This is a genomic window from Paraburkholderia sp. GAS33 (assembly GCF_050436645.1).
Classification (GTDB): Bacteria; Pseudomonadota; Gammaproteobacteria; order Burkholderiales; family Burkholderiaceae; genus Paraburkholderia; species Paraburkholderia phenazinium_B.
The window spans coordinates 1-17,846 of the sequence record NZ_JBNDMP010000015.1 but is presented as its reverse complement, the minus strand read 5'-3'; the positions used below and the strand labels follow the sequence as shown (position 1 = coordinate 17,846).

The 17,846-nt window shown below is 62.1% G+C and carries 18 protein-coding genes; 5 read left to right on the top strand and 13 right to left on the bottom strand.

Annotation, left to right across the window (positions count from 1 at the left end; translation table 11 throughout):
- The first annotated feature begins 50 nt into the window (after positions 1-50).
- Both P3T24_RS32655 and P3T24_RS32650 read left to right on the top strand, forming a co-directional pair.
- The gene (locus tag P3T24_RS32655; RefSeq protein ID WP_429440965.1) at positions 51-1,841 is read left to right on the top strand and encodes a M61 family metallopeptidase; all 1,791 of its coding nucleotides are present in this window, start codon (positions 51-53) and stop codon (positions 1,839-1,841) included.
- A 163-nt stretch (positions 1,842-2,004) separates the two neighbouring features.
- Positions 2,005-2,601 (top strand): FMN-dependent NADH-azoreductase, encoded by a 597-nt coding sequence (locus tag P3T24_RS32650; protein WP_429440963.1) that lies wholly within the window; start codon positions 2,005-2,007, stop codon positions 2,599-2,601.
- 46 nt (positions 2,602-2,647) lie between these two features.
- Here P3T24_RS32650 and P3T24_RS32645 read toward each other — a convergent pair whose 3' ends face one another.
- The 8 genes from P3T24_RS32645 to rpe all read right to left on the bottom strand — a co-directional run bounded on the left by P3T24_RS32645 (position 2,648) and on the right by rpe (position 10,025).
- Positions 2,648-3,487, bottom strand: a complete 840-nt coding sequence (locus P3T24_RS32645) for a uracil-DNA glycosylase (protein WP_429440962.1) — start codon at positions 3,485-3,487, stop codon at positions 2,648-2,650.
- A 116-nt stretch (positions 3,488-3,603) separates the two neighbouring features.
- Positions 3,604-4,230, bottom strand: a complete 627-nt coding sequence (locus P3T24_RS32640) for a CYTH domain-containing protein (protein WP_429440961.1) — start codon at positions 4,228-4,230, stop codon at positions 3,604-3,606.
- 33 nt (positions 4,231-4,263) lie between these two features.
- Positions 4,264-5,049: an indole-3-glycerol phosphate synthase TrpC gene (gene trpC / locus P3T24_RS32635; RefSeq protein ID WP_074262581.1), complete on the bottom strand. Its 786-nt coding sequence runs from the start codon at positions 5,047-5,049 to the stop codon at positions 4,264-4,266.
- Between the two features lie 19 nt (positions 5,050-5,068).
- Positions 5,069-6,100, bottom strand: coding sequence for an anthranilate phosphoribosyltransferase (gene trpD, locus P3T24_RS32630; RefSeq protein WP_074262580.1), 1,032 nt, complete (start codon positions 6,098-6,100; stop codon positions 5,069-5,071).
- Positions 6,101-6,117: 17 nt separating this feature from the next.
- Positions 6,118-6,711, bottom strand: coding sequence for an aminodeoxychorismate/anthranilate synthase component II (locus tag P3T24_RS32625; RefSeq protein ID WP_429440959.1), 594 nt, complete (start codon positions 6,709-6,711; stop codon positions 6,118-6,120).
- Positions 6,712-6,724: 13 nt separating this feature from the next.
- Complete coding sequence (trpE, locus tag P3T24_RS32620; RefSeq protein ID WP_429411358.1) at positions 6,725-8,218, bottom strand: anthranilate synthase component I; 1,494 nt, start codon at positions 8,216-8,218, stop codon at positions 6,725-6,727.
- 380 nt (positions 8,219-8,598) lie between these two features.
- On the bottom strand, positions 8,599-9,339 hold the full coding sequence (locus P3T24_RS32615; protein WP_429411356.1) for a phosphoglycolate phosphatase: 741 nt from the start codon (positions 9,337-9,339) through the stop codon (positions 8,599-8,601).
- Positions 9,336-10,025 carry a ribulose-phosphate 3-epimerase gene (rpe, locus tag P3T24_RS32610; protein ID WP_074262576.1) on the bottom strand — a complete coding sequence of 230 codons (690 nt, stop codon included), beginning with the start codon at positions 10,023-10,025 and terminating at the stop codon, positions 9,336-9,338. Before rpe ends, P3T24_RS32615 begins: the two co-directional genes overlap by 4 nt.
- Positions 10,026-10,233: 208 nt before the next feature.
- On the opposite strand from rpe, the gene apaG reads away from it, so the two are divergent.
- On the top strand, positions 10,234-10,608 hold the full coding sequence (gene apaG / locus P3T24_RS32605) for a Co2+/Mg2+ efflux protein ApaG (RefSeq protein ID WP_429440957.1): 375 nt from the start codon (positions 10,234-10,236) through the stop codon (positions 10,606-10,608).
- 33 nt (positions 10,609-10,641) lie between these two features.
- On the opposite strand, the gene P3T24_RS32600 is transcribed toward apaG, so the two are convergent.
- Positions 10,642-10,776, bottom strand: a complete 135-nt coding sequence (locus P3T24_RS32600; protein WP_302050847.1) for a hypothetical protein — start codon at positions 10,774-10,776, stop codon at positions 10,642-10,644.
- Between P3T24_RS32600 and mltA the strand changes: the two genes are divergently transcribed.
- Positions 10,775-11,926, top strand: coding sequence for a murein transglycosylase A (mltA, locus tag P3T24_RS32595; RefSeq protein ID WP_429440955.1), 1,152 nt, complete (start codon positions 10,775-10,777; stop codon positions 11,924-11,926). The two genes, P3T24_RS32600 and mltA, sit on opposite strands and share 2 nt — an antisense overlap.
- A gap of 227 nt (positions 11,927-12,153) precedes the next feature.
- On the opposite strand, the gene paaK is transcribed toward mltA, so the two are convergent.
- The 4 genes from paaK to paaN all read right to left on the bottom strand — a co-directional run bounded on the left by paaK (position 12,154) and on the right by paaN (position 16,694).
- Positions 12,154-13,458 carry a phenylacetate--CoA ligase PaaK gene (gene paaK, locus P3T24_RS32590; protein WP_429440953.1) on the bottom strand — a complete coding sequence of 435 codons (1,305 nt, stop codon included), beginning with the start codon at positions 13,456-13,458 and terminating at the stop codon, positions 12,154-12,156.
- 81 nt (positions 13,459-13,539) lie between these two features.
- Positions 13,540-13,932, bottom strand: a complete 393-nt coding sequence (gene paaI / locus P3T24_RS32585) for a hydroxyphenylacetyl-CoA thioesterase PaaI (protein ID WP_429411489.1) — start codon at positions 13,930-13,932, stop codon at positions 13,540-13,542.
- A gap of 100 nt (positions 13,933-14,032) precedes the next feature.
- On the bottom strand, positions 14,033-14,824 hold the full coding sequence (paaG, locus tag P3T24_RS32580; RefSeq protein ID WP_074262572.1) for a 2-(1,2-epoxy-1,2-dihydrophenyl)acetyl-CoA isomerase PaaG: 792 nt from the start codon (positions 14,822-14,824) through the stop codon (positions 14,033-14,035).
- 169 nt (positions 14,825-14,993) lie between these two features.
- The gene (paaN, locus tag P3T24_RS32575; RefSeq protein WP_429440952.1) at positions 14,994-16,694 is read right to left on the bottom strand and encodes a phenylacetic acid degradation protein PaaN; all 1,701 of its coding nucleotides are present in this window, start codon (positions 16,692-16,694) and stop codon (positions 14,994-14,996) included.
- A 135-nt stretch (positions 16,695-16,829) separates the two neighbouring features.
- On the opposite strand from paaN, the gene P3T24_RS32570 reads away from it, so the two are divergent.
- Positions 16,830-17,606 (top strand): enoyl-CoA hydratase, encoded by a 777-nt coding sequence (locus P3T24_RS32570; protein ID WP_429411347.1) that lies wholly within the window; start codon positions 16,830-16,832, stop codon positions 17,604-17,606.
- Positions 17,607-17,846 lie beyond the last annotated feature (240 nt).

Sequence of the window (17,846 nt, the reverse complement as noted above, 5' to 3'; positions counted from 1 at the left end):
TGCGCCTCCTGCCATTTCTGGACCCCTGATTTTTCTAACCTACCCCGCCGATGAAGCCGATCCGCTACAGCATCGTTCCGAAGCAACCCGCCGCCCACCTGTTCGAAGTCACCATCACCGTCGCCGATCCTGATCCTTCTGGTCAGCGTTTCATGCTGCCGGTGTGGATTCCCGGCAGTTACATGGTGCGCGAATTCGCCCGCAATATCGTCACGCTGCGTGCGGTCAACGAAGCCGGGCGCAAGGTGCGGGTGGAAAAGACCGACAAGCAGACGTGGCAAGCCGCGCCGGTCAACGGTCCGCTGACGCTGCGCTACGAGGTGTACGCGTGGGATATGTCGGTGCGGGCGGCGCATCTGGACGATACGACGGGGTTCTTCAACGGGACCAGCGTGTTCCTCGCGGCCTTGGGCCATGAGGATGCGCCGTGTCTGGTGGACATCCAGAAGCCGGCCGGCCCGGCTTACCGGAGCTGGCGCGTCGCTACGGCGTTGCCGGAAGCGCGCGGTACCCGACGCTACGGCTTCGGTGAGTACAGCGCGCAGAACTATGACGAACTGGCCGACCATCCGGTGACGCTCGGCGAATTTGCGCTGGCGACCTTCAAGGCGCATGGCGTGCCGCACGACATTGTGATTGCCGGCCGCGTGGTCGCGCTCGATATGGCGCGTCTCGCCGCGGATCTGAAGCGCATCTGCGAAGCGCAGATTGCCTTGTTCGAGCCGAAATCGAAGAAGGCGCCGGTCGAACGCTATGTATTCATGACCCAGGCCGTGAGCGATGGCTACGGCGGACTCGAGCATCGCGCTTCGACTGCGCTGATCTGCAACCGGTCGGATCTGCCGGTTGAAGGCCGCCCGCAGACCACGGAAGGCTACCGGACGTACCTCGGCCTGTGCAGCCACGAATACTTCCACACGTGGAACGTGAAGCGCATCAAGCCGGCCGCCTTCGCGCCGTACGATCTGACGCGTGAGAACTACACCTCGCTGTTGTGGCTGTTCGAAGGGTTCACGTCGTACTACGACGATCTGATTCTGGTGCGCACCGGTCTTATCTCGCCGGAAGAGTATTTCGCGCTGCTCGGCAAGGTGGTGGGCGGCGTGATGCGGGGCAGCGGCCGCCTGAAGCAGACCGTCGCGGAAAGCTCGTTCGATGCCTGGGTGAAGTACTACCGGCAGGACGAGAATGCGCCGAACGCGATCGTCAGCTATTACACGAAGGGTTCGCTGGTCGCGCTGGCGTTTGATTTGACGATTCGCGCGCAGACCAACAACCGCAAGTCGCTCGATGACGTGATGCGCCTTCTGTGGCAGCGTTTCGGACGCGACTTCTATCGCGGCAAGCCGGTCGGTGTGGCTGAGGACGAGGTCGAAGAGATTTTCGCCGAGGCAACCGGCGCTGACCTTGGCGCGCTATTCGAACAGGCGGTGCGCAGCACGCGCGATCTGCCGCTCGAGACAATGCTCGAGCCGTTTGGCATTTCGCTCGCTCCGGAGCGCGACAAGAACGCCAGGCCAACGCTCGGCGCCCGCGTGCGCGGCGGCGGGGATTGCACGCTCGCCGCCGTCCACGACGGCAGCGCAGCGCAGAAAGCCGGGCTTTCCGCGGGCGACGTGCTGGTAGCGATCGACGGTCTGCGGGTGACTGGCGCGAATCTTGATGCGCTGCTCTCGCGCTATCTGCCGGGCGCAAAAGTGGAAGTGCACGCGTTCCGCCGCGACGAGCTGCGCACCGTGCAAGTCAAGCTGGACGGCCCTGAGGTGTCGCGCTATTCGCTGACCGTCACCGACCGGCGCACGGCGGCGCGCAACTGGCGCGAGCGTTGGCTGGCGGCCTGAAGGCGGCGAAACGTCCTTTCAGTCTGCTTAAATCGCGAGATTCAGCGTCGGATTGTTCTACCCATGCAACAATCCTTCGCTGCCGCACGGCTTTTTCGCGGGCCGGTAAAAAAACACAATGGCTCCACTCGCGCAACACTGCGCGCCCCTACTGGAGTCAACCATGACCACGATCCTGCAAATCAACTCGGCAGCCCGCTCACAAGGCGCTCAATCGACGCTGCTCGTCAACGAACTGACTGAGAAGCTGCAACAATCGAATCCGGGCGCGCAAGTCGTCGTCCGTAACCTGCAAGCTGAACCGCTGCCCCACCTCGACGATGTGATCCTCGGCGCGTTCTTCACGCCGGCTGATCAACGCACGCCGGAACAGGCTGCCATCTCTGCCCGCAGCGAAGCGCTGATCGCCGAACTGCAAGCGGCCGACATCATCGTGATCGGCGCGCCGATGTACAACTTCGGTGTGTCGTCGCAACTGAAGACGTACTTCGACTTCATCGCTCGCGCTGGCATCACGTTCAAGTACACGGAAACCGGCCCTGAAGGCCTTGTGAAGGGCAAGAAGGTGTTCGTGGTTTCGGCTCGCGGCGGCAAATATCTCGGCACCCCGAACGACAGCCAGACACCGTATCTGAAGGCCTTCCTCGGCTTCCTCGGCATGACCGACGTGAACTTCATCTACGCTGAAGGCCTGAACATGGGCCCGGATGCAGCGACCGCCGCTCTGGCCGGCGCACGCGAAGCGATCGCCGCGTTCTAAGGTTCGCGCGGGGATGATCCGCGTCGTCGCGTGTCGCCTTGCGTTACTAAGCGAGCGTCTGCGCTTCGTCGGGCAGACGCCAGTCGATCGGCTGACGCTTGTGTTCGGTGAGGTACTCGTTAGCGAGCGCAAAGTGCCCGCAACCGAGAAAGCCCCGATGCGCCGACAGCGGCGACGGATGCGGCGCCTCCAGCACGTAGTGTGATTTGCCGCCGAGCAAGGCCCGCTTGGCTTGTGCGTGCGCGCCCCACAGCATGAACACGAGGCCGTCGTGACGCTGCGCCAGTTCGTGGATCAGCGTGTCCGTGCACTTCTCCCAGCCGCGTTTCGCGTGGCTTGCCGCCGAGTCGCGCTCGACGGTCAGCACGGTGTTCAGCAGCAGCACGCCCTGTTTTGCCCAAGCATCAAGGCAGCCGTGACGCGGCGGCTCGTGGCCCAGACTCGCGGCAATTTCCTTGAAGATATTGCGCAGCGACGGCGGCGGACGCACAGCCGGCGGTACCGAGAACGCCAGCCCGTGAGCCTGCGGTGTGCCGTGATCTTCACCGTGGTAAGGATCCTGGCCGAGGATCACGACTTTGACCTCGTCCGGACTGGTGAGGCGCAGTGCGCGGAATACGTCGGCGGGATAAACCGTCTTGCCCGCAGCGCGCTCGCCGTCGACGAAACGGCACAACGAGTCGTACGCCTCGCTCTCGATGAACGGTCGCAGATGGGTTCGCCATGCAGGCGGCAACGCATCGAATTGGGCTTCGAGCGTGGGCGTAGACGTGGACTTCATGGATGACGTGGCCGGCGTTTGCGCTTCAGCAGGGTGATCGGACGATTCGTCGCCAAACAGCGAGGCTTGCGACGAGGGGGAACGGGTACGGGAGGCGGAGTTCATGACGCGCAAGTGTCGCAGCAAACTGGGCGTAGCTCAAGGCATGCGGTCAGAGGCCGTGCTGCGGCGTCAGGTCTCGCGTTTTGCTCGATGTCACCGTTGACCCAGAGCAAGGACGCTTACTGCTCCCGCAGCCGATACCCGCGTTGCGCCTTGCTGACATCGTCCGGCGCGAGTCCGGGGACCTTGGCGCGGAGTTCATCCGCCAGCGCATGTAGTGCGGCTTCGTCTCCGCTTTTCAGCTCAAGTTCGACTTCGAGAATCGGTGCGCGGCGTGTTTCACCATCGACCTTGGCGATCACGTCGCCCTGATCGATTGCCGCTTCCACCGTGGCGCCGCTGTGCGCCACCTGCCACAGAGTGCGGGTGAAATTCGTACGGAACAGCTCCATCAGGTCCGGGGCGGCGCCGCGCAGCGCGGCGGCCACCGTGGGTTCGTCGCAGGCGTGCAGCAGCGCGTCGATCTCCAGCTTCTCGCCGGCTACCGGCATTTCCCACTCGTGTCGGCTGTGCATGCCGGCGCTTGCATTGCCGGCGGTCTTGAAGGTTTGCAGCCAGCCGTCCGGCGTGTGACGAAGGCGCAGCGCGCTTTTCGAGCGCGCCAACGTCAGAGCGGGCGTGTCGAAGTAGATATTGGCAAGCGCGATTGGACGGCCCGCGGTGCCGGTGCGTGCGACGAACCAGCGCGTCGCCGCGTCTATCTGGTCGGCGGGCAATGCCAGCTTGATTTCTCGTTCCATGCCCATGGCGGTGTTTTCCTGGTTAGCTCAAAACGAAGCTCAGAAAAACATCCGCGCAAGTTCTGCGCCCGGTTCCTCGGCCCGCATGAACGCTTCGCCGACGAGGAACGTATGCACATCCATCTCGCGCAGGCGATCCACGTCCGCGCGCGCCAGGATGCCCGATTCGGTCACGACGATGCGATCCTCCGGGATCAGGTCGAGCATGCCGATGGTCGTTTCGATCGATGTTTCGAACGTGCGCAGATTACGGTTGTTGACGCCGATCAGCGGCGTCTTCAGCGTCAGCGCTTCCATCAATTCGTTCCTGTCATGCACTTCGACGAGTACCGCGAGCCCCAGCGAATGCGCGAACGCTTCGAGATCCTGCATCTGCGAGGTTTCGAGCGCGGCGGCGATCAGCAAGATCGCGTCGGCGCCCATCGCGCGCGCTTCGACGATCTGATACGGATCGATGATGAAGTCTTTGCGCAGGACCGGCAGATCGCAGGCGGCGCGCGCTTGTTCCAGGTAGGCGGCGCTGCCCTGGAAAAACTGCACGTCGGTGAGGACGGACAGGCAGGCGGCGCCGTGCTTCGCATACGAACGCGCAATCTCAGCCGGCACGAAATGCTCGCGTAGCACGCCCTTTGAAGGGCTCGCCTTTTTCACTTCGGCGATTACCGCGGCCTGACCCAAGGCATGTTTGGCGCGCAGCGCGCCGACAAAGTCGCGCTTGTCGCGCGCCGAGGCTTCGAGGCGCAGTTCCTCGAGCGGTGCGCTCAGTTGCCCCGCGCGGACCTCCTGGCGCTTGACGTCGATGATGCGTTCCAGAATATCGCTCATAGATTTCTCGATACAGAATTTAGTGCTTGAATTGCTGGGTGAAGCGAACCAGATCGTCGACCTTCGCCCGCGCCTTGCCGTTTGCGATCGCTTCGCGCGCCAGTTCGATGCCGTCCGCGATCGAGGCCGCCACATTCGCAGCATAGAGCGCTGTGCCGGCGTTCAGTGTGACAATCTCACGCGCCACGCCCGGTTTGTTATCGAGCGCTTCGAGCAGCATCAGTTTGGATTCGGTGGCATCAGCCACTTTCAGCGAGCGGTTCGAGACCATCTGCATGCCGAAGTCTTCCGGGTGAATCTCGTACTCCAGAATCTCCCCGTTGCGCAGTTCGCCGACTTGCGTTGCCGCGCCTAGCGAAACCTCGTCCATGCCGTCCATGCCGTAGACGACCAGCACGTGCTTGGCGCCAAGGCGCTGCATCACGCGCACCTGGATGCCAACCAGGTCCCCATGGAACACGCCCATCAACTGATTCGGCGCGCTGGCCGGGTTGGTCAACGGTCCGAGGATGTTGAAGAGGGTCCGCACGCCGAGTTCGCGACGCACTGGGGCGATATTCTTCATGGCGGGGTGATGGTTCGGCGCGAACATGAAACCCATGCCGGTTTCTGCAATCGAGGCCGCTACTTGTTCCGGCTGCAGATCGATATTGACGCCGAGCGCTTCGAGCACATCCGCGCTACCCGACTTGCTCGATACGCTGCGCCCGCCGTGCTTCGCGACCTTGGCGCCGGCCGCGGCCGTGACGAACATCGTCGCCGTGGAGATGTTGAACGTGTGCGCGCCGTCGCCGCCAGTTCCGACGATATCGACAAAGTTCGAGTTGTCCTGCACCTCAACGTGCCGGGCAAACTCACGCATCACCGTGGCGGCCGCGGTGATTTCGCCGATGGTCTCTTTTTTGACGCGCAGTCCGGTGATGATTGCGGCCGCCATTACCGGCGATAGCTCGCCGCGCATGATGAGGCGCATCAGATGCAGCATCTCGTCGTGGAAAATCTCGCGGTGCTCGATCGTGCGCTGCAACGCTTCCTGGGGGGTAATCGTCATGATTTCGCCTCCGGTGATCAAGCGTTGCGTTTCGCTGAAGCGGCTTTCGACTGCTTCACGAAGTTCTCGAGCAGTGCGTGGCCGTGTTCGGACAGGATCGATTCCGGGTGGAACTGCACGCCTTCAACGGCCAGTTTCTTGTGACGCACGCCCATGATCTCGCCGTCGTCGGTCCATGCGGACACTTCGAGGCAATCGGGCAGCGACTCGCGCTCGATGGCGAGCGAGTGATAACGCGTCACGACGAAGTGCTTCGGCAGGTCGGCGAAGACGCCTTTGCAGTCGGTTTCGATCGTGCTCACCTTGCCGTGCATGATGGTCTGCGCGCGCACGACACGACCGCCAAATGCTTCGCCGATGGCCTGATGGCCGAGGCACACGCCGAGGATCGGATACTTGCCCGAGAACTCGCGCAGCACGTCGAGCGTGATGCCCGCGTGTTGCGGGTTGCTCGGTCCAGGCGACAGGCAAATCCGCTCGGGATTGAGCTTCGCGATCTCGTCCAGCGTGATCTCGTCGTTGCGGTAGGTCCGAACGTCTTCGCCGAGTTCGCCGAAGTACTGGACCAGGTTGTAGGTGAATGAGTCGTAGTTGTCGATCATCAGCAGCATGGTCTGTCTCCGGTCAGAAGTCGCTATCGAGGCCGTCTTGCACCTGCTCGGCGGCGCGCAATACCGCGCGCGCCTTGTTTTCGGTCTCTTGCCATTCGGATTCGGGCACCGAATCAGCGACGATACCCGCTGCCGCCTGCACATACAGATTGCCGTTGGCGATCACACCCGTGCGGATCGTGATGGCCAGATCCATTTCGCCGGTGAACGAGAGGTAGCCGACCGCGCCGCCATACAGGCCTCGCTTGACCGGTTCGAGTTCGTCGATCAGTTCCATCGCGCGGACCTTCGGCGCGCCGGACAGCGTGCCGGCCGGGAAGGTGGCGCGCAGCACGTCGAAATTGGTGGTACCGGGTTTCAGCTTGCCTTCGACCGAACTCACGATGTGCTGCACGTGCGAGTACTTCTCGATCACCATCTTGTCGGTGACGACCACCGAGCCGATCTGCGCGATGCGGCCCACGTCGTTACGCGCGAGGTCGATCAGCATGACGTGCTCGGCGATTTCCTTCGGGTCGTTCAGCAGCTCGGTGGCGAGTTCGGCATCGCGCTCGGGCGTGTTGCCACGCGGACGGGTACCGGCGAGCGGGCGGATGGTGACGATGCGATCTTCACCGCGCTTTTCCTGACGCACCAGAATTTCCGGCGATGCGCCGACCACGTGGAAGTCGCCGAAGTTGTAGTAATACATGTACGGCGACGGGTTCAGCGAACGCAGCGCTCGGTATAGCGAAAGCGGATTGTCGCGATACGGTTTCGTCAGACGTTGGCCGACCTGTACCTGCATCAGCTCGCCGGCGGCGATGTATTCCTTCGCCTTGCGCACAGCGGTGAGGTAATCGTCTTTGGCGAATTCGCGGTAGGTTTCGGTGCGTACGCTCGCCGAAGTCACCGGCGGCTGCACGGTCGTGCGCAGGCGTTGACGCAGATCGCGCAGACGTTGTTTGGCGCGGGTGTAGGCCTCGGGTGTGGTGGGATCGGCGTAGACCACGAGGTATAGCTTGCCCGCGAGGTTATCGATCACCGCGACTTCTTCAGTCAGCAGCAACTGGATGTCCGGCAGGTTCAGGTCGTCCGGCGGCGCGCTGTGCGCAAGTTTCTTCTCGATGTAGCGGACTGCGTCATAACCAAAATACCCTGCGAGACCGCCTGCAAAACGCGGCAATCCCGGGCGTTGCGCCACTTTGAAGCGTCCCTGGAATTGCTGGATGAAGTCAAGCGGGTCGCCTTCGTGCGTTTCGACCACGCTACCGTCGCGCACCACTTCCGATACCCCGTTGCGGGTGCGCAGCAGCGTGCGGGCCGGCAGGCCGATGAATGAATAGCGTCCGAACCGTTCGCCACCCACCACGGATTCCAGCAGGAACGAGTTGGCGCCGTTGCGCTCGGGTTGCGCGAGCTTCAGATACAGCGACAGCGGCGTTTCCAGGTCGGCGAGCGCTTCGGCGATCAGCGGGATGCGGTTATAGCCCTCGTTCGCGAGGGACTGGAATTCGAGTTCGGTCATGTTCCGATCCTGTTCATAGGTCCGTGCGCGGCGTGCGACGGACAAAGCGGGGCGATGCGCTGTCTACGTGGCCGGTTTGGGCGAAGCCTGGTCTGGCGATGCTTAAGACAAGGTTAGGCCAACCGGCGCGAGCTTTCCCACGAAGCGTGTACGGGACGGGCGTGCCACCGTACCTAAGGTACACGACGGCCGCATGAACCGATGCGACGAGAACTACTGGGAAAGGCGCGTGAGCGCAGCGAAGCAAAAAACGGTGCCGAAGACGAGCTTCAGCGTACCTCAGGCGAGGTTAGCGCGACCAGCGACGCCAGGGCCAGGCTCCCCGGTCGATGCTGCTCAGACTCCGTTTTTTGTTCAGAAACATGAGGATGATGGACTTGTTAAGTCGATGTATGGTGAGCTGCGTGTTGCGCTGCAATGGCCTTGGCGGCTTCGAGCAGCGAGGCAACTATACCATCCGATTTTATTGTTTGTATAGCCTGGCCATGGTTGTATCCGTAAGGCACGGTTAGCGTCGCCATGCCCGCTGCGCGGCCGGCCAGCGCGTCGTTTTCGGAGTCGCCGATCGCTACCGTCGCCTCGGGCTCGACCTGCAATTGCGCGCAGGCGGTGAGCATCGGCAGCGGATCCGGCTTCTTTTTCGACAGACTGTCGCCGCCGAGCACGACGCTGAAATAGCTGGCAAGCCCGTATTGCGCCAGGAGTTCTACAGCGAATCGGTACGGCTTGTTCGTCACGCACGCGAGCTTGAGGCCGGCGTCGCGCATGGCTTTCAGGCCGGCCTCGACGTCCGGGTACAGTCGCGTATGGTGGCCGTTGATCCGCGCGTACTCTTCCTGGTAGATCGCGAGTGCCTCGTCGAAGCGGTCCTGTGCCAGGGCCGCCTCGAAGCGCGGCGCGAGCACGCTGCGGATCAGATGCTCCGAGCCCTTGCCGACATAACCCACCACTTCCTCGCGCGAGGTTTCCGCCGCATCGAGTTGGGCGAGCATGCCGTTCAGACCTGCTGTGAAGTCGTCGGCGGTGTCGACCATCGTGCCGTCCAGGTCGATGATCGCCGCGAGAATGCGCGGGCCGCTGAACACGGGCGCGGCAAACTGCGGCGTTGCACTTGCCGTCATGCGCGCTGCTCGACTTTCGCCAGTTCGGCGCGCATCTCGGCGATGATCGTCTTGTAGTCGTGATGGCCGAAAATGGCCGAGCCGGCTACGAAGGTGTCCGCGCCCGCTGCCGCGATCGCGGCGATGTTGTCGATCTTCACGCCGCCGTCCACTTCGAGATGGATCTCGCGGCCGGTTTTTTCCTTGTACGCGTCGATGCGCTTGCGGGCCTCTCGCAACTTGACGAGCGCTTCGGGGATGAACGACTGGCCGCCAAAACCCGGATTCACCGACATGATCAGCACCAGATCGACCTTGTCCATGACGTAATCGAGGTGGCTCAACGACGTGGCCGGATTGAACACGAGACCGGCCTTGCAGCCGTGATCGCGGATCAGCGACAGTGTGCGGTCGATGTGGTCCGAGCCTTCAGGGTGAAAGCTGATCACGTTGGCGCCCGCCTTGGCGAAGTCGGGCACGATCCGGTCGACGGGGCGCACCATCAGATGCACGTCGATCGGCACGCTGCAGTGCGGACGGAGCGCCTCGCAGACGAGCGGACCGATGGTCAGGTTCGGCACGTAATGGTTGTCCATTACGTCGAAGTGGATCCAGTCGGCGCCGGCGGCGATGACGCTGCGGACTTCTTCGCCGAGCCGCGAGAAGTCGGCCGACAGAATGCTGGGGGAGATGCGAAATTGCGTCATGGCGGTGGCGGGCGGTAGGCGAAAAAACCCATTTTACCGTCTTGTGGGTTTCCGGGCCGTGTCCGGACGGGACGGCCGGGTTGCGGGCATGCCGTGCATAAAGCAGAATGCGGGACAATAATGAAGCCTTTGCCGGCGCGCCTGACGGCATGGGCGCCCGAGCCTCTCGCAGCCTTTCACGACACCGCTTCACCAGACCGGAATCAGGATGAGCCAGTACGAATTCAGCGTAGCGGCGCAGGTCCAGTACCTGCCCGACGAGTCGGACCCGGAGCGCCGTCAGTATGCGTTCGCCTACACGCTGACTATCCGCAACAGCGGTCAGGTGCCGGCACAACTGATTGCGCGCCATTGGGTGATCACCGACAGCGACAAGCACGAGCAGGAGGTGAAGGGACTGGGCGTGGTCGGGCACCAGCCGCTGCTCAAGCCGGGCGAGCAATTCGAATATACGAGTTGGGCCGTGATTGCGACGCCTATCGGCACCATGCGCGGAGAGTATTTCTGCGTCGCCGAAGACGGCGAGCGCTTTGAAGCGCCGGTGCCGGAATTTGTCCTGCGCATGCCGCGCACGCTGCATTGAACCGGCGGCGTTGCTTGCGGTCTTTAAACAGCGCTAGCGTTGTTTGTCGCGGTTCGCTTTCTTCTTGCCGGACGACATATAGATAACGATGAAGACGACCAGGAAGAGCGCTATCAGCAATTCCGGTACGAGCATGAGCATCGGGTATTCGTCGAACAGATCAGACATGGCGGTTTCCATCAAGTACGAACATTGTAGGGGTTTTGTCCGCGCGGTCGGCGGCTGGCTGGGGGCGCTTTCAGTTGCGGTGATGCTGGCTTCGTGCGGAGGCGGCGGTGCGGTACGGCCGTCCGGGCCGCCGACCGGCGCGGCGTTTGTTCCTGGTCAGGTGGCTGCGGCGAGGCTCACGCAGGTAGCGTGGCAACAGGTGCCTGGCTGGCAGGATGACTCGCTGATCGGGGCGACGGCCGCGCTGCGGCAGAACTGCGTGCGGCTCGCGCGTCTGCCGAACTGGCAACGCGCCTGTGCGGCGGCGGCGCAGATCGACGATCTGGATCTGACGAGCGCCCGCGCTTTCTTCGAAGCCTACTTCACCCCGTTCCAGTTCTCGAATACCGACGGCACGCTCGATGGACTGGTGACCGGTTACTACGAGCCGTTGCTGCGTGGCTCGCGGACCCAGCATGGTGTTTATCAGACGGCGTTATATCGGTGGCCGGCGGGTTATCGTCCCGGCGCTGAGATGCCGAGCCGGGCACAGCTTGAGCGCTCGGGTGTGCTCAATGGCAATGAACTTGTCTGGGTCGACGATCCGATCGAAGCGTTTTTCCTGCAGGTGCAAGGCTCGGGAAGGATCGTGATGGAAGACGGCAGCGTCATGCGGCTCGGCTTTGGCGGCACCAATAATCAGCCGTATAAGTCGATTGGGCGTTGGTTGCTCGATCGCGGTGAGCTGACGCCGTCTCAGGCCACGATGCAGGGGATCAAGGCGTGGGCGCGTGCTAATCCGACGCGTGTCGATATGCTGCTGGATAGGAATCCGCGCTTTGTTTTCTTTCGAGAGATGCCTTCCGCGGAGGGTACTTCGGGCGGCGGGGCCGATGGTCCAATCGGCGCCTTGGGCGTGCCTTTGACACCCGAGCGGTCGATTGCCGTCGACCCGTCTTCGATTCCGCTAGGGACGCCCGTGTTTTTGCAGACTACTCGTCCGTTGACCAATTCGCCGATGAACCGTCTGGTTTTTGCGCAGGATACGGGGTCGGCCATCAAGGGTGGTGTGCGGGCGGATTATTTCTGGGGCCTTGGTGATGATGCGGGCGATCTGGCTGGAAAGATGAGGCAGGCCGGGCGGATGTGGTTGTTGTTGCCGAATTCGTGATTTTTTGGGGTAGGGCGGCGGAGTGTATGGATGGCTGTGGGCGATGCCGAGGCTGCTGGGCAGGTTGAGGTTGAGCGGTGTCGGGGCTGGAGCGCCATGTCGCTGGAGCAGGCTTAGGCGGCTATCCACGACCGCCGGCACGCCCGCCTCGCTAGTACTGCCGCTACCTTCACCGCTACCTCCGTCCCCCGCTACCTCTCCCTCCGCGGACAACGCCGCCGACGTTCTCAGACGCTCGCCTTACGCTTGTCCACGACACGCCGTGCTTTTCCCACCGAGCGTTCGATGCCGTTCACCGGTAACACGTTGACCACGGCGCTTATGCCGATCAACGCCTTGATGTCGTAACTCAAAGCCTGTTTTGCCGCGGCGAGCGCTGCAGTATCGGGTGCTGTCTCGGGGCACGCTTCGACATTCAGTGTCAGCACATCGAGCGGACCCTCTTTCGTCAGAACGATCTGGTAGTGCGGCGCGAGCACGTGCCGTTTCAGCAGCAACTCCTCGATTTGCGTCGGGAAGACGTTCACGCCGCGCACGATCATCATGTCGTCCGAGCGACCGGTGATTTTTTCCATCCGGCGCATCGTTCGGGCAGTGCCGGGCAGCAGTCGTGTGAGATCGCGGGTGCGATAGCGGATGATCGGCAGGGCTTCTTTCGTCAATGAGGTGAACACCAGTTCGCCCAGTTCGCCGTCTGGCAGCACGTTGCCGGTTTCTGGATCGATGATCTCGGGGTAAAAGTGATCTTCCCAGATGGTCGGGCCGTCCTTGGTCTCCGCACATTCCGATGCCACGCCCGGTCCCATTACTTCGGAGAGGCCGTAGATGTCGACCGCGTCGATGCCCATGCGTTTTTCGATCGCGCCGCGCATGTCGTTGGTCCACGGCTCGGCACCGAAGATGCCGATGCGCAGCGAACATTGGGCAGGGTCGATGCCCTGACGTTCGAACTCGTCGGCGATCGACAACATATAGCTTGGCGTCACCATGATGACGTCAGGGCGGAAATCCTGAATGAGCTGAACCTGCTTTTCGGTCTGGCCGCCGCCGAACGGAATCACGGTGAGGCCGGCACGTTCCGCCCCGTAGTGGGCGCCGAGTCCGCCGGTGAACAGGCCGTAGCCGTAGCTTATGTGCACCTTGTCACCGCGCCGCGCGCCAGCCGCGCGGATCGAGCGGGCCACTACGTTGGCCCATGTGTCGATGTCCCGCGCCGTGTATCCGACCACCGTCGGTTTGCCGGTTGTACCTGAGGACGCATGAATCCGCGATACCTGCTCCTGTGGGACTGCGAACATTCCGAACGGATAGTTATCGCGCAGATCCTTCTTGGTGGTGAACGGAAAGCGCGACAGGTCCGCGAGCGTCTTCACCTCACCCGGATGGACGCCAGCCTCGTCGAATTTGCGCCGATAGACCGGCGAGTTCTCATAAGCGTGCGTGAGCGACCATTTCAGTCGTTCAAGCTGAAGTGCGGCGAGTTCGTCGCGGCTCGCCGTTTCGATCGGCTCGAGCGGGAGCGAGGTGTTCATCGAATGTCTCCTTGCTTCTTTCAGAATGGGTTGCGGTGCGCGCGACCGCCTTCGGCTTTGGGTATCGGTCGGGTTGCCGGTTCAGCTTTCTGTTGGAATCACACTGCCTCTGATCTGGGCAGATTTGCCGCGAAACATCGCTACGGTTTCGTCCGCGCGATTGGTGACACGAATGTCGTAAATGCCTGTTCGGCCGCTTAATGTCTGCTCGACGGCCTCGGCGGTCAGCACATCGCCGCCTTGTACCGGCCGCAGAAATTCGATCGAACAACCCGATGCCACCGTGCTGAGGTTGTAGCTGTTGCAGGCGAATGCGAACGTGGAGTCGGCCAGCGTGAAGATCAGGCCGCCATGGCAGATCTGGTGGCCGTTCAGGAAGTCGGGTCGCACCACCATGCGTAGACGCGCGTAACCGGGCCGGACTTCCAGCAGTTCCAGTCCTAGCGCGCGGCTGCAGGCATCGGCGGCGTACATGGCATCCGCGGTGGCACGGGCCAGTTCGTCGGGCGACAGCGCGGCGCCGCTGAGCGGTTTGGGCGCGATGTTGACGGCGTGTTCGGGCTGTAAGGACATCTCAACGGCCCTCGAAGCGCGGTGCGCGTTTCTCGATGAACGCTTGCACACCTTCCGCGTAGTCATGGGATGCGCCTAGCTCGCGCTGCAAATCGCGCTCCAGGTCGAGCTGCTGATCGAGCGTTTGCGTGACGCTGGCGCGCATGGCGTGCTTGATCGCGGCGATTGCACGGGTGGGTTGTTGGGCGAGTTGGGCTGCCAGTTTGGCGGACATCGGGGCGAGGTCCGCGTCGTCGACGACTTGCCACACGAGTCCCCAGCTTTCGGCTTTCTCGGCGCTGAGTTTGTCGCCTGTCAGGGCGAGCCCGAGCGCCCGGGCCATACCGACGCGCTGCGGCAGGAACCATGTGCCGCCGGAGTCCGGCACCAGACCGATTTTCACGAACGCCTGGATAAAGCTGGCCGAACGTGCTGCGAGGACGATGTCGCAGGCAAGTGCGAGATTTGCCCCCGCGCCGGCCGCTGTGCCATTCACGGCGGCGATTACCGGCAGGGGCAACGCTTGCAGGCGACGGATCAGTGGATTGAAGTGAGCGTCAATCAACTCGCCCAGGTCGGTCATGGCGCCGGGTGTGAAGTCGAGGTCGGCAAGATCCTGCCCTGCGCAAAAGCCGCGGCCTGCACCGGTCAGCACAAGGGCTCGTGCTCCACCAGCGACGACTTCGTCGAGCGCGGCGCTCAGTTCCTGATGCATGGAGCGCGTGAAGCTGTTGAGCTTCTCGGGGCGGTTCAGCGTCACGGTGGCAACGCGGCTCGAAGCGTCGAAATCGACGCGGATCGCTTCATATGACATCGGCTTCTCCTGTCTCCTGCTAGCGATTGAATGGCCATTGAGCGCGATACAGCTGCTTCAGACGCGCTCAATGGCAAGTGCAATACCTTGGCATGTTAGGCGTGGTGGGCCGCGTATTCCATTCGGCCAAATGGCCTAGGACGCATCGACTCTTTCCGGCTTATGACTTTCAGCCGACTGCCGCCGGCGCCGCTTTCGGTTCAACATGAACACGACTCTGAACCACGCGGTAACGGTTTGCCACGAATGCTGCATCTGCGAGAGCTGCGTTGGCTGCCGGGTTTGCTCCTGTGCCGTGAAAATCGGAGAATGCGGCCGACTGATTGACGAAAACACCGCCAGTCAGATTGATGGACAGCGCCACGCCGCCTTGGATCGAAGCTTCGTGAGCCGCTTCGATGACGGCTTCATCCGTGCTGTACACCGAGAGAGTAAGCGCGCCGTGCTCCGCGGCCAGCTTGCCGGCCAGCTGCAATGACTGCGTCGTCGAGTCTGTCGCGACGACGAACGAGATTGGGCCGAACCATTCCTTGGCGAACTTCGCCGCGTCGGTGGCGGCGTCGAGTTGCAGGACAAGCGGCGTAAGCACGCGGGAGCCAGCAAAGGCAGGATGTTCGAGCGATTGGCTTTCCACCAGCACGCGGCCAAGCTTGCGAGCTTCGTCGACGCGCGTGGCGACGCCTTGATTCTGAATTGCGCCCAACAGTTCGACGGCGCGGGCGGGATCGGCAACCAGCTTTTGCACGGCTTCGGCGAGAGCCTGCGCGACCGCGTCAAAGCTGAGTGTGCCTTCGGCGGTGCGGATGCCGTCACGTGGCACATAGATGTTTTGGGGCGCCGTGCACATCTGGCCGGAATAGAGCGCGAGCGAGAAAGCGATATTGCGCGCAACGGCCTTGATGTCGGCGACCGAGTCGATCACGATCTGGTTGACGCCGGCTTTCTCCGTGTACACCTGTGCCTGGTGTGCATGGCGTTCGAGCCAGGTGCCGTTTTGTGTGCTGCCGGTGAAATCGATCAGCTTGATTTCAGGACGCAACGCGAGATCCTGGACCAGCGCGCCGTCATCCGGGTTAGTCGTGAGCAGGGTGACGACGTTCGGATCGAAGCCGGCTTCCCGCAGAACGTCGCGCGCGATGCGCACGGTAATAGCGAGCGGCAGAATGGCACCCGGGTGCGGTTTGACGACGACCGTGTTGCCGGTTGCGAGATCGGCGAACAATCCCGGATAACCGTTCCATGTTGGGAATGTGCAGCAGCCGAGTACGAGGCCGGTACCACGTGGCACGACGGTATAGCGCTTATGCATCGCAAGTGGCGGATTTTTGCCTTGCGGTTTTTCCCAGTGGGCGTCAGCCGGGATACGACGCAGTTGATCCCATGCGTAGACGACGGCTTCGAGCGCGCGGTCCTGGGCATGGGGGCCGCCCGCCTGAAACGCCATCATGAACGCTTGCCCCGTTGTGTGCATGACGCTGTAACCAATCTCGAAGCTCGCGCGATTTATGCGCGCCAGAATTTCGAGGCTCACGCCGACCCACGCTTTCGGACCGGCGGCGCGCCAGCTTGCTTGTGCGGCGGCAGCGGAGGCAAGCAGGACGTCGGGGTCGGCTTTGGGGTAGCGGATGCCGAGCGGAAAGCCAAACGGCGAGATTTCGGCTCCGACGGTTTCGCCGGTAGTCGGTTGGTCCAGTTTGAAGGCCTGATTCAGGTGCGCCTTGAATGCCACCTCGCCATCGGCGTTCGCTGATTCCCCGTACACTTTCGGACTGGGCATCTCGACGAATGGGCTCCAGTAGCCGCGCGTTTCGATGGCGGCGAGCGCCTTTTGCAACGTGTCTTCGTGCTTGGAAAATAGCGGGTGTGTCATGGCGAAATGGAAGCTGAAGGTTAGGAGAAATCCTGTCGAATAATTGACCGACCGGTTGGTTGGTGAATGTTAGCATTATTAAGATCTCGGTGCGAAGCGTTTTCGCGCTACTCACTCTTCATACAAGGAGGCTGCATGGCTTACGAGAATATTTTGATCGAGACCCGTGGGCGGGTCGGTCTTGTCACGCTGAATCGCCCGAAGGCGCTGAATGCGTTGAACGATGCGCTAATGGATGAGTTGGGCGCGGCTTTGAAGACCTTCGACGCTGACGATGAGATTGGAGCGATTGTCATCACGGGCAGCGAAAAGGCATTCGCTGCAGGTGCCGATATCGGCATGATGGCGACCTACACCTATATGGATGTGTACAAAGGCGACTACATCACGCGCAATTGGGAAACCGTACGCTCTATCCGTAAGCCGATCATTGCGGCCGTTGCTGGCTTTGCGCTTGGTGGTGGCTGTGAACTAGCAATGATGTGCGACATTATCCTCGCGGCAGATACGGCCAAGTTTGGTCAGCCCGAAATCAAGCTCGGCATCATGCCGGGTGCGGGCGGTACGCAACGGTTGCCGCGCGCAGTGTCGAAAGCGAAGGCAATGGATCTGTGCCTGACCGCGCGCTTTATGGATGCGGCCGAGGCAGAGCGTGCAGGACTGGTGTCGCGGGTTGTTCCCGCTGCGACGTTGCTCGACGAAGCGGTTGCTGCTGCGGCGACGATCGCCGAGTTCCCCTTGCCCGCAGTCATGATGGTCAAGGAGTCGGTGAATCGCGCCTACGAAACCACGCTTGCAGAGGGTGTCCATTTCGAGCGCCGGCTGTTTCATTCGCTGTTCGCGACTGAGGATCAGAAGGAAGGGATGGCGGCCTTCGTGGAGAAGCGCAAACCGGTATTCAAGCACCGGTAATAAGGCTATCCAAATAACGCTTGCAAGCCATGTGCTGTGTCGCTAGAATCTCGTTCTTTCGCGCTTCGGACACCGGAGCGCGGGGAGCGGGAGAGCCAGCAGTGGCAAGGCTTTCGGCGAGTCGGGCAGGTCAGGCTGGTGCAAGAAACCTGTTGACGACGTAGCGGAAGTTCTTCATAATCTCGTTTCTCTGCTGCTGATGCAGCGACGCAGAACGAAGCGGTACCGAAGGGTTGTGAA

Coding starts and splice junctions, on each gene's coding strand:
- P3T24_RS32655 (WP_429440965.1), top strand. CDS start 51: ATGAAGCCGATCCGCTACAGCATCGTTCCGAAGCAACCCGCCGCCCAC.
- P3T24_RS32650 (WP_429440963.1), top strand. CDS start 2,005: ATGACCACGATCCTGCAAATCAACTCGGCAGCCCGCTCACAAGGCGCT.
- P3T24_RS32645 (WP_429440962.1), bottom strand. CDS start 3,487: ATGAACTCCGCCTCCCGTACCCGTTCCCCCTCGTCGCAAGCCTCGCTG.
- P3T24_RS32640 (WP_429440961.1), bottom strand. CDS start 4,230: ATGGGCATGGAACGAGAAATCAAGCTGGCATTGCCCGCCGACCAGATA.
- trpC (WP_074262581.1), bottom strand. CDS start 5,049: ATGAGCGATATTCTGGAACGCATCATCGACGTCAAGCGCCAGGAGGTC.
- trpD (WP_074262580.1), bottom strand. CDS start 6,100: ATGACGATTACCCCCCAGGAAGCGTTGCAGCGCACGATCGAGCACCGC.
- P3T24_RS32625 (WP_429440959.1), bottom strand. CDS start 6,711: ATGCTGCTGATGATCGACAACTACGACTCATTCACCTACAACCTGGTC.
- trpE (WP_429411358.1), bottom strand. CDS start 8,218: ATGACCGAACTCGAATTCCAGTCCCTCGCGAACGAGGGCTATAACCGC.
- P3T24_RS32615 (WP_429411356.1), bottom strand. CDS start 9,339: ATGACGGCAAGTGCAACGCCGCAGTTTGCCGCGCCCGTGTTCAGCGGC.
- rpe (WP_074262576.1), bottom strand. CDS start 10,025: ATGACGCAATTTCGCATCTCCCCCAGCATTCTGTCGGCCGACTTCTCG.
- apaG (WP_429440957.1), top strand. CDS start 10,234: ATGAGCCAGTACGAATTCAGCGTAGCGGCGCAGGTCCAGTACCTGCCC.
- mltA (WP_429440955.1), top strand. CDS start 10,775: ATGGCGGTTTCCATCAAGTACGAACATTGTAGGGGTTTTGTCCGCGCG.
- P3T24_RS32600 (WP_302050847.1), bottom strand. CDS start 10,776: ATGTCTGATCTGTTCGACGAATACCCGATGCTCATGCTCGTACCGGAA.
- paaK (WP_429440953.1), bottom strand. CDS start 13,458: ATGAACACCTCGCTCCCGCTCGAGCCGATCGAAACGGCGAGCCGCGAC.
- paaI (WP_429411489.1), bottom strand. CDS start 13,932: ATGTACGCCGCCGATGCCTGCAGCCGCGCGCTAGGACTGGAACTGCTG.
- paaG (WP_074262572.1), bottom strand. CDS start 14,824: ATGTCATATGAAGCGATCCGCGTCGATTTCGACGCTTCGAGCCGCGTT.
- paaN (WP_429440952.1), bottom strand. CDS start 16,694: ATGACACACCCGCTATTTTCCAAGCACGAAGACACGTTGCAAAAGGCG.
- P3T24_RS32570 (WP_429411347.1), top strand. CDS start 16,830: ATGGCTTACGAGAATATTTTGATCGAGACCCGTGGGCGGGTCGGTCTT.